At 65.1% G+C, this 13,188-nt stretch carries 13 protein-coding genes; 6 read left to right on the top strand and 7 right to left on the bottom strand.

The genetic code is table 11. The features are described from left to right. Positions 1-95 precede the first annotated feature (95 nt). Positions 96-1,199 (bottom strand): saccharopine dehydrogenase family protein, encoded by a 1,104-nt coding sequence (locus LB516_RS11195; RefSeq protein WP_224719547.1) that lies wholly within the window; start codon positions 1,197-1,199, stop codon positions 96-98. A gap of 122 nt (positions 1,200-1,321) precedes the next feature. On the opposite strand from LB516_RS11195, the gene LB516_RS11190 reads away from it, so the two are divergent. Next, entirely contained in the window at positions 1,322-1,750 is a 429-nt protein-coding gene (locus tag LB516_RS11190; RefSeq protein ID WP_140719599.1) for an Lrp/AsnC family transcriptional regulator, read from the top strand. 66 nt (positions 1,751-1,816) lie between these two features. Here the strand turns inward: LB516_RS11190 and LB516_RS11185 are convergent, their stop codons facing one another. From LB516_RS11185 to LB516_RS11175, 3 genes are all read right to left on the bottom strand, one after another. Beyond that, positions 1,817-3,187, bottom strand: a complete 1,371-nt coding sequence (locus LB516_RS11185) for a sensor histidine kinase (protein ID WP_224719546.1) — start codon at positions 3,185-3,187, stop codon at positions 1,817-1,819. Positions 3,188-3,234: 47 nt separating this feature from the next. Then, entirely contained in the window at positions 3,235-3,918 is a 684-nt protein-coding gene (locus tag LB516_RS11180) for a winged helix-turn-helix domain-containing protein (RefSeq protein ID WP_140618187.1), read from the bottom strand. A 104-nt stretch (positions 3,919-4,022) separates the two neighbouring features. Then, positions 4,023-4,814 (bottom strand): hypothetical protein, encoded by a 792-nt coding sequence (locus LB516_RS11175; protein ID WP_224719545.1) that lies wholly within the window; start codon positions 4,812-4,814, stop codon positions 4,023-4,025. A 245-nt stretch (positions 4,815-5,059) separates the two neighbouring features. Between LB516_RS11175 and LB516_RS11170 the strand changes: the two genes are divergently transcribed. Further along, a complete protein-coding gene (locus LB516_RS11170) occupies positions 5,060-5,695 on the top strand; it encodes a methyltransferase family protein (RefSeq protein WP_140788983.1) in 636 nt (211 codons plus the stop codon). 72 nt (positions 5,696-5,767) lie between these two features. Here LB516_RS11170 and LB516_RS11165 read toward each other — a convergent pair whose 3' ends face one another. Further along, positions 5,768-6,253, bottom strand: coding sequence for a hypothetical protein (locus LB516_RS11165; RefSeq protein WP_140788985.1), 486 nt, complete (start codon positions 6,251-6,253; stop codon positions 5,768-5,770). A gap of 221 nt (positions 6,254-6,474) precedes the next feature. Here LB516_RS11165 and LB516_RS11160 point away from each other — a divergent pair, with 221 nt between their 5' ends. Both LB516_RS11160 and LB516_RS11155 read left to right on the top strand, forming a co-directional pair. Continuing rightward, positions 6,475-6,840 (top strand): RidA family protein, encoded by a 366-nt coding sequence (locus tag LB516_RS11160; protein ID WP_140618195.1) that lies wholly within the window; start codon positions 6,475-6,477, stop codon positions 6,838-6,840. Between the two features lie 32 nt (positions 6,841-6,872). After that, positions 6,873-8,108 (top strand): amidohydrolase/deacetylase family metallohydrolase, encoded by a 1,236-nt coding sequence (locus LB516_RS11155; protein ID WP_224719544.1) that lies wholly within the window; start codon positions 6,873-6,875, stop codon positions 8,106-8,108. Positions 8,109-8,315: 207 nt separating this feature from the next. On the opposite strand, the gene LB516_RS11150 is transcribed toward LB516_RS11155, so the two are convergent. Together LB516_RS11150 and LB516_RS11145 are read right to left on the bottom strand one after the other, a co-directional pair. Continuing rightward, the gene (locus tag LB516_RS11150; RefSeq protein ID WP_224719543.1) at positions 8,316-10,106 is read right to left on the bottom strand and encodes an NAD(P)/FAD-dependent oxidoreductase; all 1,791 of its coding nucleotides are present in this window, start codon (positions 10,104-10,106) and stop codon (positions 8,316-8,318) included. A 114-nt stretch (positions 10,107-10,220) separates the two neighbouring features. Beyond that, positions 10,221-11,159 carry a MurR/RpiR family transcriptional regulator gene (locus LB516_RS11145; RefSeq protein ID WP_224719542.1) on the bottom strand — a complete coding sequence of 313 codons (939 nt, stop codon included), beginning with the start codon at positions 11,157-11,159 and terminating at the stop codon, positions 10,221-10,223. Positions 11,160-11,472: 313 nt separating this feature from the next. Here LB516_RS11145 and LB516_RS11140 point away from each other — a divergent pair, with 313 nt between their 5' ends. Both LB516_RS11140 and LB516_RS11135 read left to right on the top strand, forming a co-directional pair. Next, on the top strand, positions 11,473-12,300 hold the full coding sequence (locus LB516_RS11140) for an ABC transporter ATP-binding protein (RefSeq protein ID WP_140618202.1): 828 nt from the start codon (positions 11,473-11,475) through the stop codon (positions 12,298-12,300). Next, positions 12,297-13,139 (top strand): ABC transporter permease, encoded by an 843-nt coding sequence (locus LB516_RS11135; protein ID WP_224719541.1) that lies wholly within the window; start codon positions 12,297-12,299, stop codon positions 13,137-13,139. Before LB516_RS11140 ends, LB516_RS11135 begins: the two co-directional genes overlap by 4 nt. The last annotated feature ends 49 nt before the right edge of the window (positions 13,140-13,188 follow it).

The following is a 13,188-nucleotide window of genomic DNA, read 5'->3' as shown; positions in this document are numbered from 1 at the left end:
GAAATAACAAGCCCGAGCCAGGTCGACCCCCACTCCGTCGAGCTTCGCTCGACACCTCTCCCCCGGTCGACGGGGGAGAGGAAAGGCGCCGGCGCTCACCCCGCCAGCCGGCTTACCATTTCATGCTGGGCATAGGCGCGGCCGAAGCGGTTGGCGAGGAAGGCGTCGAGCGCGATTTCCTCCTGCTTGACGAAGCCGGTCGCCGGCAGCGATCCGTCCGCCAGCATGTCGAGCACGGCGCAGATGCCAGACGCGGTGGTGATCTGGATGGCGCTGCGCACCGTCCGGCCGATGCGCCGGGAATAAATCTTGTTGGCGTAGGTCTCCTGCAGCAGGCGGCCGTTCCTGCGGCCCGAGACGGTGACGAAGACGATGACCACGTCCTGCAGCGTCGCCGGCAGGGCGCTTTCGAAAATGTCCTTCAGGACGTCGCGGCGGTGGCGCAGCCCAAGGTCGTTGAGCAGCGCCTTCATGATCGCGGCGTGGCCGGGATAGCGGATGGTGCGGTAGTTCAGCGTGCGTACCTTGCCCTTCAGCGTCTCGGCCAAGGTACCCAGTCCGCCGGAGGTGTTGAACGCCTCGTAGGTGACGCCGTCGAGCGAAAACTCCTCGCGCTCCTCCAGCGGCGGCACTTCGACCAGCTCGCCCTCGACGATCGCCTCGCAAGGCTCGCAATATTCGTTGATGACGCCGTCGGTGCTCCAGGTCAGATTGTAGTTCAGCGCGTTGGACGGGTATTGCGGCAGCGCGCCGACGCGCATGCGCACGCTTTCCAGCGTGTCGAAGCGGCTGGCGAGATCATTGGCGACGATCGAGATGAAGCCGGGCGCCAGCCCGCATTGCGGGATGAAGGCGCTCTTGGCGGTACGGGCCAGCTCCTTGACCCGCCTGGTCGAGACGACGTCCTCGGTGAGATCGAGATAATGCACGCCGGCGCTGGCCGCCGCCTCGGCGATGCGCGTGGTGAGGTGGAAGGGGGCGGCGCTCAGCACCGCGAACTTGCCGGCGAGCGCGGCTTCCAGCGCACCGGGCGCCGCGATGTCGAGTTCCAGCGTCTCGACACCGACAGGGACTTCCGCCGCGGCGAGCTGCGCCGCCGAGCGGTCGAGGAGAGTGACCTGATAGTCGCCCGTCGCGGCAAGCATTTCGGCGATGGTCGAGCCGATTTTGCCGGCCCCGACGATAATGATCTTGTTCATGATCAAATTCCCCTGCGATCTGCGTTTCCCAAAAACCATCGCAGCTTGCCTGTCGAAAGGAAGCGTGGAATTCTGCAAAGTGAACCCTATCTTTTACCGATCTGCCGAAGGGCTTCGTCGAAATGCTCAGTGATGCCGAACAAGCCCTGCTCTCGCTGCTGCGCGCCAACGCGCGCGCCTCGACGGCCGAACTGGCGCGGCGGCTCGGCGTGTCGCGCACAACGGTGCAAAGCCGGATCGAGCGGCTGGAGCAGCGCGGCATCATCACCGGCTATGGCGTCCGGCTGGCGCCGGACTATGAGCAGGGGCTGGTCAGGGCGCATGTGCTGCTCACCGTCACGCCGAAGCTCGCCGACAAGGTGGTGCGCAGCCTGCAGGCGCTGCCGCCGGTCAGGACGCTGCACTCCGTCAGCGGCAATTTCGACATGATCGTCATCGTCGACGCGCCATCGATCCGCGACCTCGACACGCTGCTCGACCAGATCGGCGCCATGGAGGGGGTCGAGCGGACATCGTCGTCGATTATTTTGTCGACACGGATCGACAGGTGACGTTACGGCCATCTCCCCCCTTGCGGGGGAGATGGCCGCGACGCCGGCTTTCGCTAACTTCCGAAGCTAATCCATCACCAGGGGAAAACTCACCACCACGGCCAGCCCCGGCCGGCGGTCCTCGAGTGCAATGGTCGCGCCGTGCAGCTCGGCGATGGCCCTGACAAGGCTGAGGCCGAGGCCGCTGCCGGGGGTCGAGCGGCTGTGGTCCAGCCGGTAGAGACGCTGAAACACTTTTTCGCGCTCGTCGGCGGGAATGCCGGGGCCATTGTCGGCGACGCCGGCAAGCACGCGGTCGTCCCGGCGCGTCACCGAGAGTTGGATGGATGTGCCGGGCGGACAATGGCGTAGCGCATTCTCGACCAGGTTGGCGAACATCTGCGTCAGCAGTTCACGGTCGCCATGAATGCGGTCCGTGGTCTTGTCCAGTTCCGCAGCCGACAGCACCTTGCCGTCGTCCTCGGCCACGCCGGCGTAGATCTCGGCGATGGTCCCGAGGATCTCGCCGAGATCGACGTCGGTGAAGCGCGCCTTGCGCGCGCCGGCCTCGATCTGAGCGATGCGCAGCAGCGCGTCGAAGGTCTCGTTGATCTGGTGGCCCTCGGCGCGCGCGTCGGCCAGATCGTCGGAGACGTCCTGGCGCCGTGCGGCCTTGTCGGCGGCGCTCTCCAGGATCATCTGCAGGCGGTTGAGCGGCGTCTTCAAATCATGCGCGATGTCGGCGCTGACCTGCTTCATGCCCTCGACCAGCGCCGACAGGCGGTCGAGCGCGGCGTTGATCTGGCTGGAGACGATGTCGATGTCATCGTCCTTGCCGGTCAGCGGGATGCGGGTGTCGAGGCGGCCATGCGAAACGTCGACCATCGTGGCGGCAATGCCGTCGAGACGGCGCTGGACGCGCGAGGCGAGCAGGGCGCCGCCGGCGACGGCCAGGCCGGTGATGATCAGCGTCGCCCAGCCGAAGCTCATCAGCATGATCGTTTCCAGCTCCTCGGTCTCGGAGAGGCTGAAGGCGATGGTCAAAGTGTTGGCGCCGACCGGACCGGAATAGGCCCGGTATTCGGTGTCCGGCGGCAGGCCCGGCATTTCGGCGCCGAACATCGAGAAACCGTCGGGAAGCCCCGCCGCGGTGAAGTTGCCCGCAATACGGTTGCCGGCGGCGTCGGTCAGCGAAAAGAGCTGCTCCTTCCCAGGGCTGCGCGCGGAGTGGTTTTCGACGGTCTCCACCAACTCCCTGAGATCCTTGTCGGCATAGGTCGCGGCGATGACGGCATAGGTCTCGCTGATGGTGTCGTCGAGCTGCTCGGCAAGGTCGGCGCTCATCATCTGGTAGACGATGGCGCCCGCCAGCACGAAGGCCAGCATGAACAGGAAGGCGAACGTCAGGGCAAGCCGGAATGGCGTGCTGCGCAGCAGGCGGGTCCGGGTCACGGTCATCGGAAAGTCGCCGTCATGGGAAGTTCGCGGTCATCGGAAGGTCGCGATCACTGGGAGAGCGGCGCGTGCAGGCTGTAGCCGGTGTTGCGGATGGTGTGGATGAGCTGGGTACCGAACGGCTTGTCGACCTTGGTCCGCAAGCGGCTGATATGGGTCTCGACGACGCTGGTCTTGGGGTCGAAGTGGAAATCCCAGACCCGCTCCAGCAGCATGGTGCGGGTGATGACGCGGCCCTCGCCGCGCATCAGCACCTCGAGCAGGCTGAACTCCCTCGGCTGCAGCTCGATCGGCTGGCCCTGCCTGACGACGCGCCGCATGATCAGGTCCATTTCGAGGTCGGCGACCCGCAGAACGGTCTTCTGCTCCTGCGCGGCTGGCCGCCGGCCGAGCGCATTGATGCGCGCAAGCAGTTCCGAAAAAGCGAAGGGCTTGACCAGATAGTCGTCGCCGCCGGCCTCGAGCCCCTCGACGCGGTCGTCGATGCCGCCGACGGAGGTGAGGAAGATCGCCGGCGTGCGCACGCCGGCGGCGCGGACGGCCTTGACCATCGACAGGCCATCGAGGCCCGGGATCATCCGGTCGGCGACGATCACGTCGTAGCCGCCGCCGGTCGCGGCGAAAAGCCCATCATGGCCATTGCGCAGAAGGTCGCAGACATGGCCGGCCTCGGTCAGGCCGCGCACGATATAGTCCGCCGTCCTGTGGTCGTCCTCGACGAGAAGTAGCCGCATCGCTGTTCCCTGGCTGCCGGTATCCGGGACAGGCTATCACCGGCACGAGTCCGTTCCTAGAATAGTCGCCAACTGGCCAAGCCCTGCGGCACCCCGCCGGCGGCTCACTCCGAGTCCAGCAGCATGTCGTCCATCTCATCGGCATTATTCCTGAGCGTCATGCAGAGAACGAGCGCGATGATGCAGCCGAGGAAGATCAGGCTGGTGTAGGTGGTGCCGAGACCGAGGCCGCCATATTCGGCTGGCTGCGACAGCCAATCGCCGAAGGAGGCGCCCAGCGGACGCGTCAGTATATAGGCGAGCCAGAAGGCCAGGATGGCATCCAGATGGATGAGATACCAGGCGAGCGCGATGAGCGCGATGACGCCGCCGAACAGCAGGCCCGTGGTCAGATAGCCCATGTCGAAAGTTTCGGCGACCAGATCGCCGGCGGCGGTTCCGAGCGAGAAGGTGAAGAGAATCGCCAGCCAGTAGAAGATCTCGCGCCTGGTCGTGAAGATGGTGTGGATCGAAAGCGTCCGCTCGCTCGCGTACCAGACCGCGAATGTCGCCGCGAGCACAACGGAAAAGGCAATCGTCGTCGTCTGCAGGCGCACGCCGAAATTGTCGACGAGGTTGTCGGTGATCAACGTGCCGACGACGCTGATCAGCACCACCGCCAGCCAGTAGGCCCACGGCACGTAGCGTTTGTGCGCGAACTGCAGGGCGAGGGCGACGACCAGCACGCCGGTCATGATCAGCGAGGTGACGGTCAAGCCGAGGCCGAGGTTGACGGCGAGATAGTCCGCCGCCGTGTCGCCCATGGTCACCGCCATCAGCTTGACCAGCCAGAAGTCGAGGGTGGCGTCCGGCACCCTGTTTTGGCTCGGTGCGGGGGGTGTGTGGGGTGCGAGCATGGCTGATGTCCCGATGCCGATGGTTGCGCCGGCGGCGGAAGCGATCCGGCATTCGGATGATAGGCAAGCGACTTCTCACCAGCCTGTCCGGCGCCATACAAATTCGTAAGGATGGCGGTGGCTGGCGCAAAAGGCCTTTACGAATGCCTCCCGATGCGCTGATAGAGGGTGAGCGCCTTGTATCCGCCATCAATGGCGTGCCCCAGTGGCCGGGCCTGCACTAGAGTGCCCAGGAAAACGCGAAAATGACCTACGCTTCCCTCAAGCCGGTTTCACAGGCTTTCGACCAGCGCAAGCGGCTGATATTCATCCGGGTCGCGGCGGTGCTGGCGGTGCTGCTGCTGTTCCTGACCAAACCGGCGCTCAGCGAAGGCTCGAACGGCCACGAAACGCTCGAATTCCTCGGCTTCTGCCTGGTGCTCGCCTGCGTCGCCGGCCGGCTGTGGAGCATCCTCTATGTCGGCGGCAAGAAGAATGAAGAGCTGGTCTCGACGGGACCATTCTCGATGAGCCAGAACCCGCTCTACTTCTTCTCGACGGTCGGCGCGGTCGGCATCGGCCTGCTCTACGGCTCGCTGGTGGCCGCCGCCGCGCTTGGCGTCGCCAGCTTCCTGATCTTCCGTGTCACGGCGCGCAGGGAGGCCGAATATCTCCTGGGCAAGTTCGGCCCGGCCTACAGCGCCTACATCAAGGCGACGCCCCGGTTCTGGCCAAACCCGCTGCTCTACCACGACAATGACGAGCTGCGGTTCTCGACCCGGGCGCTGAGGCGCACCTTTTTCGACGGGCTCTATTTCCTCGCCATCTTCCCCGCCATCGAGCTGATCGAGTATTTCAGGGAGACAGGCGTGCTGTTCCCGGCCTTCATCACGCTGTACTGAGCAGCTCGCCACGGGAATTGGCGCGGCTGATCGGCCATCATGACTGCCGATGGCCATTCATGAAAATCGAAACTAGCTTCCCAGCGGATAAGGCATGTAGCCGACGAAGCCGGCTATCTTCCAGCTCGCGCCGACCTTTCGGCAGAAATACAGTGTCTGCCATTTCAGCCTGTCGACGCTGCCATCCGCCTTGGCGACGCTGCCGTCGAACTTCTTGTGCAGCACGGCGCGGTCGCCGTCGACATCGATGTCGCGCAGATTGGTAACGCGAAACAGCGCCTCGCGCAGCGGCTCGGCGAATTTGGTCGCCGCCGTTTCCTTGGCCTGGCGCAGCCACTCGTCGCGGTAAATCTCCAGCCGCGGGAATTGCAGCCGCCAGGCATCGGCATTGGCCAGGAAATGCGCATGCATGCCGAAGAAGCTTTCGGCAATGAAATCGTTCTCGACCATGGCCCAGTCCTGGCCGATGAAGGCGTCGATGTCGCGCCGCACCAGCATCTCCCACAGCGCGTGACGGTCGGCGTCGCCGGAAGGGAACGGGTTCTTATCGAAAGTCATTCTCGCGGTCTCCGGTTTAGCGAGGGCGTCTGTCCGTCGTGGCGTCGAGCCCGTCCGGCAACGTGCACGATGCAAGCGCTTCTGTAATAAAGCAACACGGATTTCGAACAATGTTGCTTTCCAACAAGGGCCTCTATCGGGATTGCCGCGATCGCGGTAAATCTCGTCGCAAAGCGGGCGCCACCTCGGTGTCCGGCCATGTCATCGGAGGAGGCCGTCCCTTGCCCAAGCAGACTTTCGGAACATCCCACGTGCCGCTGTCGCCGGCCGTGCGGGCCGGCGATTTCGTCTTTGTCTCGGGCCAGGTTCCGGTCGGCGGCGATGGCATCGTGGTCAAGGGCGGCATCACGGAGCAGACCGAGCAGGTGCTGGCCAATGTTAAGGCCGCATTGGCACTCGCCGGTTGCACGATGGACGATGTGGTCAAGACCACCGTCTGGCTCGAGGACGCGCGCGACTTCGGCGCCTTCAACGCTGTCTATGCCAGGCATTTTCCGAAGAACCCGCCAGCCCGCACCACGGTCGAATCGCGGCTGATGATCGACATCAAGATCGAAGTCGAGGCCGTCGCCTACAGACCGGCCTGAGACGGCAATTCGGCCAATCGGAGGTTCCAACAATGCAATTCGACCTCCTCGTGAAGGGCGGGCGGCTGATCGACCCGGAGGCCGGCATCGATGCGCCGCGCGATGTCGCCATTGCCAATGGCCGCGTCGCCGCGATCGACGCCGACATCCCCGCGACCAGCGCCGCCCAGGTGGTGGACGCCACCGGTTGCATCGTCGCGCCCGGCCTGGTCGACCTGCACAGCCACGTCTATTGGGGCGGCACTTCGCTCGGTGTCGACGCCGACAGGCTCGCCGCCAAGAGCGGCACCACCACCTTCATCGACGCCGGCAGCGCGGGCGCGGGCAATTTCCTGGGCTTCCGCCGCCATGTCATGGAGCGTTCGAAGGTGCGCATCCTGGCCTATGTCAACATTTCCTTTGCCGGCATTTTCGGCTTCTCGCAGACGGTGTCGGTCGGCGAATGCAGCGATCTCCGTCTCTGCGAGCCGCGCGAGGTGGTGGCGGCGGTGCGCGAGCACGCCGACGTCGTCGTCGGCGTCAAGGTTCGCTCCGGCAAGCATGCCGGCGGCACAAGCGGCATCGCGCCGGTCGATCTGGCGCTGGAGGCCGCCGACAAGGCCGGCCTGCCGCTGATGGCGCATATAGACGAGCCGCCGCCCGGCCGCTCCGAAGTGCTGCCACGCCTGCGCCGGGGCGACATCCTCACCCATTGCTTCCGGCCCTTCCCCAATGCGCCGGTGTTCGCCTCCGGCATGGTGCGGCCCGACATGCGGCTGGCGCGCGAGCGCGGCGTCATCTTCGATCTCGGCCATGGCATGGGTTCGTTTGACTTCGAGGTCGCCCGCGCCATGCTGGCCGAAGGGTTGGCGCCCGACGTCATCTCGAGCGACGTGCACCTCTACTGCGTCGACGGGCCGGCCTTCGACATACTTGTCTGCATGTCGAAGCTAATGGCCCTCGGCATGCCGCTGGTCGAGGTTCTGCGCGCCGCGACGCAGGCGCCGGCGCGGGCGATCGCGCGGCCCGACCTCGGCACGCTGACGATCGGGACCGCCGGCGACGTCGCCGTGCTGCGGCAGCGGTCAGGCCGCTTCACCTTCGTCGATGCCGTCGGCGCCTCGCTGGTCGCCGACCAGCGGCTGGTGTCGGAAGGCATCGTCGTCGGCGGCATTTGGTGGCCGAACGAGGCCGTCGACGATGTCGGCGAGACCGAGCGCTTCGTGGCCCATGCAAACCATACGCATGTCGAGGTGGCAGCCAGGCATTTCGGACACCGGCACGATTAGCCGATCTCGAGACGGCTGCGCGATTGACGAGCGGCTTCCCCCACTCCGTCTCGGCTTCGCCGAGCCACCTCTCCCCCCTCCGGAGGGAGAGGAAGGGAGCCAAGGCCGGTGAACTTGCGCCTTTCCTCTCCCCCGTCGATCGGGGGAGAGGTGTCGAGCGAAGCTCGACGGAGTGGGATCGACCTCTCACCGAAGCATGCTTCCGCCTTACCGCCCGGCGTTGCTGACCGCCCCATAAACCGGCGTCTCGATCCCTTCCATCCGTGCCTTGATCTGCAGCGCGACATATTTCGAATAGAAGCGCGACAGCGCGAGATTGCCGCCGTGGAACCACAGTGCTTCCTGCGCCGTCGGCTTCCACATGTTGCGCAATTCGCCTTGCCAGGGGCCGGGGTCGCCCTTGACGCCGGAGCCTAGGCCCCAGCAGGGGCCGACCTTGTCGGCGACCTCGCGCGAGACGAGCGCCGCCACATTCTCGTTCATCGACTGGTAGCCGGTGCAGGCGACGATGGCGTCGGCCTCGAGCTCGCTGCCGTCCTCGAACAGGATGCCTTTCGCCGTCAGCGATTTTATCGCGACGCCGCTGCGGATGCCGACCTTGCCGTCGATGATCAGGTCCGAGGCGCCGACATCGATGTAGTAGCCGGAGCCGGTGCGGTAGGCCTTCATCAAAAGGCCGGTTTCGTCGTCGCCGAAATCGAGCGCGAAGCCGGAGGCGGCCAGACGCTCGTAGAATTCGGCGTCGCGCGCGCGGACGACGTCGTAGAGCGCGCGCTGGCCCTTGGGCACCAGCGCGAACGGCGTCGAGGCGACGATCATGTCGGCCTTCTCGGTGGTGATGCCGCGTGCCAGCGCGTCCTCGGAGAAGATCTCGAAGCCGACCTGCATCAGCGTGTCCGACTTGACCACCGTGGTCGGCGAGCGCTGGATCATGGTGACGTCGGCGCCGCTCTCCCAGAGATCGACGCAGACGTCGTGGCCGGAACTGGCCGCGCCGATGACGGCGACCTTCTTGCCGCGGAATTTCTCGCCGCTGGCATACTGGCTGGAATGCAGCAGCTCGCCCTTGAACTGGTCGGAACCCGGCAGATCGATCTTGCGCGGCGGACCGTAGGCGCCGGTGGCGAAGACGATGTGCTTCGGCTTCAGCGTGATGCGCTGCCCGACGCGGTCGACCACCACGGTCCATTCTTTCTCCGCCTCGTCGTAGCTGGCGCTGAGGCACCTGGTGGCGACCCAGTAATTCAGCTCCATGACGCGCGTGTACATTTCCAGCCAGTCGCCCATCTTGTCCTTGGGCGTGAAGACGGGCCAGTTGTCGGGGAACGGTATGTAGGGCAGATGGTCGTACCAGACCGGATCGTGCAGCACGAGCGTGCGGTAGCGGTTGCGCCAGGAATCGCCCGGCCGTGCGTTCTTCTCGATGACGATGGTCGGCACGCCGAGCTGCCGCAGCCGTGCGCCGAGCATGATGCCACCCTGGCCACCGCCGATGACCAGGCAATAGGGTTGCTCCGTTACGCCGAGTTCGCGCGCCTCGCGTGCCCGCGCCTCCGACCAGGTCTCGCGTTCCGGGTCCGCCTTGTGGCGCACGCCCAGCGGTCGCGCCGCGCCCTTGCGCTCCTCGTGTCCCTTCAAGTCGGTCATCGCCGTGAACAGGGTACGGCAGCGGCCATCGCGCAGCCGCATGATGCCCTGACCCGTGGCCGCCGCCGTCTCGAAGGTGAACCAGGCCTCGATCGTGCCTTCATCCGAGGTTGCCTCGCCGGTGAGCTGCCACGCGGCAGGCTTCGTCGTCGCCAGCATCGACTTCAGCATGTCGGCGATGGCCTCGCGGCCTTCCATCGTCGTGACGTTCCAGGTGAAGGCCAGCAGGTCGCGCCAATAGCAATCGTCGACGAACAGGTTGCTTGCGGCTGACACGTCGCCGGTTTCAAGCGCCTGCGAAAACGAGCCAAGCCATGCGGCCGCCTGTTTGGATGGTGACATTTCGAGCATTTCTTCCCTCTTGTATGCGTCCAATCTGTATAGCGGGACGGCAACTGTCGAACTCGGCGCTGCCCCTCATCCGCCTGCCGGCACCTTCTCCCCGTATAGTGACGGGGAGAAGGATTAGTCTCCCAGCGGCTCCATTTCCTTGCCCGTGCGGTGGATCTGGGCGTTGTATTTGATGCGGCGCACGGTCTCGCGGGCCGGGCCGTCGAGCTTGTAGGCCGACGCCACCGCCAGGAGGTCGATCATCGCCAGGAAGGCGAAGCGCGAGGCCGTCGGCTTCAGCGTATCGGGATATTCGGGCACGGCAACCGTCAGCCTGACGTCGCAGGCGCGGGCGAGCTCGGTATCGGGCGCCGTCACGGCGATCGCGTTGGCACGGTAGTGCTTGGCGAGTTCGACGGCCTCGATCACCTCGCGCGTGCGCCCGGTCGCCGAGATGGCGATCACCAGGTCGCCGGGCTTCAGCGTCGAGGCGGTCATGCGCATCAAATAGGGGTCGCACTGGGCGCTGATCGAGATGCCATAGCGAAACAGCCGGTACTGAGTTTCCTGCGCCAGCGCCGAAGAGCTGCCGCCGAGCCCGAACACGGTGACCTGGCGGGCCCGGGCGATCAGCTCGGCGGCCTTTTCCAGCTCACCCGGATCGAGCTGCCGCTCGGTTTCCTGCAGCGCCCGGCGCGCTTCGCCGAACACCGCGTTCCAGAACGGCATGGCGGCGTCGCCCTCCCTGGCCGGCGACGTGTCCAGGTAGAGCGCGCCGACGACGAGGCTCTGCGCCAGCTTCAGCTTGAAGTCGCGCACGCCCTCGCAGCCGATGGCGCGGCAGAACCGGGTCACCGTCGGTTCGCTGACGCCGGCGCGCTGGGCCAGCGCCGCGTTGGAGGCGTCGACGGCATATTTGACATTCTCGAGCACGACATCGGCGACGCGGCGTTCGGCCGGGCGCAATTCGCCGTAGCAATCCTTGACCAGCGAGATGATGTCGGGAATGCGCCGGACGGGTTCGCCCCCGGTTCCCTCTTCGTCCGCGATCGGATGGCTGGCAGCTTCGGTCATGAAGGCGGTGTTCCCTAGCCCGTTTTCGACCTGACCTCTTATCATGTTTGCACGCTGTCGTTCCATGCGCAGGACGGCGCTGCAACCGATGCGTGCCGTCAAGGCATCCGCGTGTGCGCCTGCCAAATCATGTAGGAAAGCAACACGAATTTCAAGGCAAAGAATACCACGTCAATACAGATAGTTATGCCTAGCAGTCGGTTCTCGTCCCATGCTCGCCGCCGTCGACGCTTGACAGCAAAGTAGGATAGTTACACACTGATTTTTGACAGTCTGATGACCTTTGGATCATCACGCAATCTCCGAGGGGCGGATGAACGCGGGCGAGATAACAACGCCGAAGCTTGGCGTGCAGGCAGCGACCAAGATCTATCACACGGCGTCCGGCGACCTCTTGGCGCTGGACCGCTGCAGCCTCGACGTCAGAGCCAATGAAATCGTCTCGATCGTCGGCCCGTCCGGTTGCGGCAAGACCACGCTTTTGTGGTCGATGTCGGGGCTGCACGGCCTGACAAGCGGCGCGATCAAGCTCGACGGCAAAGAGATTTCCGGGCCGCATCCCGATATCGGCATCGTCTTCCAGGAAGCCAACCTCCTGCCCTGGCGCAATCTCGACGCCAACATCCGCTTCCCCTTCGAGATCAAGGGCGAAAAACCGGACCGCGCCTGGATCGCGCATCTGCTTAACCGCGTCGGCCTCGACGGTTTCGGCGGCAAATTCCCGCGCGAGCTTTCGGGCGGCATGCAGCAGCGCGCGGCGATCGTGCGGGCGCTGGCGCTGAAACCATCGGTGCTTTTGATGGACGAGCCGTTCGGCGCGCTCGACAGTTTTACCCGCGAGGAGATGAACCGGCTGGTCGAGGAGATCTGGCTCGACACCAAGACCACTATCGTCTTCATCACCCACTCGATCGAGGAAGCGATTTTCCTCTCCGACCGCGTCGTGGTGCTGAGCGCGCGGCCGGGTCGCGTCGCCAAGGAATACCGCGTGCCGTTCCCGCGGCCGCGCTCGCTGGAGATCATGGCGACGAAGGAGGTGTTCGACCTCACCAACCGGATCAAGATGGACATTGTCGGAGAGCGCACCAGACCGAAGGCGCCGGAGCGCCCGAGCGCCGAGATCGTGAGGATCAGGCCGTGAGCGACGCCATTCCCGAATTTTCGAAGTCGAAACCAGGCGATGGGCAAGACGTCAGCCTGACCAACCTCTCGGCCTTCGCCAGCGGCCCCGGCATCAAGTCGGGCAAGGAGGTGGCGGCCATTCTCGCCGTCGCCGTCATCATCATCGGCGGCATCGAACTGGCGCTGCGGCTGTTCCATGTGCCGCTCTACATCATGCCGCCGCCGAGCTCGATCGCCTATGCGCTGTTCGACGAGTTTCCGCTGATCGCGCCGCATCTCGGCTATACGCTGGTCGAGCTGGTGTCCGGCTTTGTCATCGGCGCCGCCGTCGGTCTGGTGCTGGCCGCCGTCATCACCCAGTTCCCGTTCGCGGAAAAGATCGTCGCGCCGTATATATTGCTGCTGGTCACCACTCCGATGCTGGCGCTGGTGCCGCTGCTCATCTTGCGTTTCGGTTTCGGCTACACGCCCCGTATCATCGCGGTGGCCCTGGCCGCCGGGCCGATGGTGATGATCAATGCCGCCACCGGCTTTCGTCGCGTCGACAGCGCCAAGATCGCGCTGGCGCGGTCCTATGGCGCCAGCACCTTGCAGATCTTCTGGAAGATCCGCGCGCCGATGGCGCTGCCGATGATCCTGGTCGGGCTGATGATCGGCGCCATCTTCGGCCTGCTCACCGCCGTCGGCGCCGAGATGGTCGGCGGTGGCTTCGGCCTCGGCAACCGGCTGACCACCTATTCGTCGATGATCCAGATGCCGCAATTCTTCGCCGTGGTGCTGATCCTGTCGATGCTCGGCATCCTGATCTACGTGCTGTTCTTCCTCATCGGCAAGAAATGGGCGAGCTGGGAGGCTTGACGCAGAAGCAATGACCACGCCCGGGAGGCGGGCGGCAAGGCAGACTGAC

The organism is Mesorhizobium sp. CO1-1-7 (assembly GCF_020164885.1).
GTDB lineage: Bacteria > Pseudomonadota > Alphaproteobacteria > Rhizobiales > Rhizobiaceae > Mesorhizobium > Mesorhizobium australicum.
The sequence above is the reverse complement of the archived record's forward strand: the minus strand, read 5'-3'. Positions and strand labels throughout refer to the sequence as shown.

Coding starts and splice junctions, on each gene's coding strand:
- LB516_RS11165 (WP_140788985.1), bottom strand. CDS start 6,253: ATGACTTTCGATAAGAACCCGTTCCCTTCCGGCGACGCCGACCGTCAC.
- LB516_RS11145 (WP_224719542.1), bottom strand. CDS start 11,159: ATGACCGAAGCTGCCAGCCATCCGATCGCGGACGAAGAGGGAACCGGG.
- LB516_RS11150 (WP_224719543.1), bottom strand. CDS start 10,106: ATGCTCGAAATGTCACCATCCAAACAGGCGGCCGCATGGCTTGGCTCG.
- LB516_RS11190 (WP_140719599.1), top strand. CDS start 1,322: ATGCTCAGTGATGCCGAACAAGCCCTGCTCTCGCTGCTGCGCGCCAAC.
- LB516_RS11195 (WP_224719547.1), bottom strand. CDS start 1,199: ATGAACAAGATCATTATCGTCGGGGCCGGCAAAATCGGCTCGACCATC.
- LB516_RS11170 (WP_140788983.1), top strand. CDS start 5,060: ATGACCTACGCTTCCCTCAAGCCGGTTTCACAGGCTTTCGACCAGCGC.
- LB516_RS11180 (WP_140618187.1), bottom strand. CDS start 3,918: ATGCGGCTACTTCTCGTCGAGGACGACCACAGGACGGCGGACTATATC.
- LB516_RS11140 (WP_140618202.1), top strand. CDS start 11,473: ATGAACGCGGGCGAGATAACAACGCCGAAGCTTGGCGTGCAGGCAGCG.
- LB516_RS11185 (WP_224719546.1), bottom strand. CDS start 3,187: ATGACCGTGACCCGGACCCGCCTGCTGCGCAGCACGCCATTCCGGCTT.
- LB516_RS11175 (WP_224719545.1), bottom strand. CDS start 4,814: ATGCTCGCACCCCACACACCCCCCGCACCGAGCCAAAACAGGGTGCCG.
- LB516_RS11155 (WP_224719544.1), top strand. CDS start 6,873: ATGCAATTCGACCTCCTCGTGAAGGGCGGGCGGCTGATCGACCCGGAG.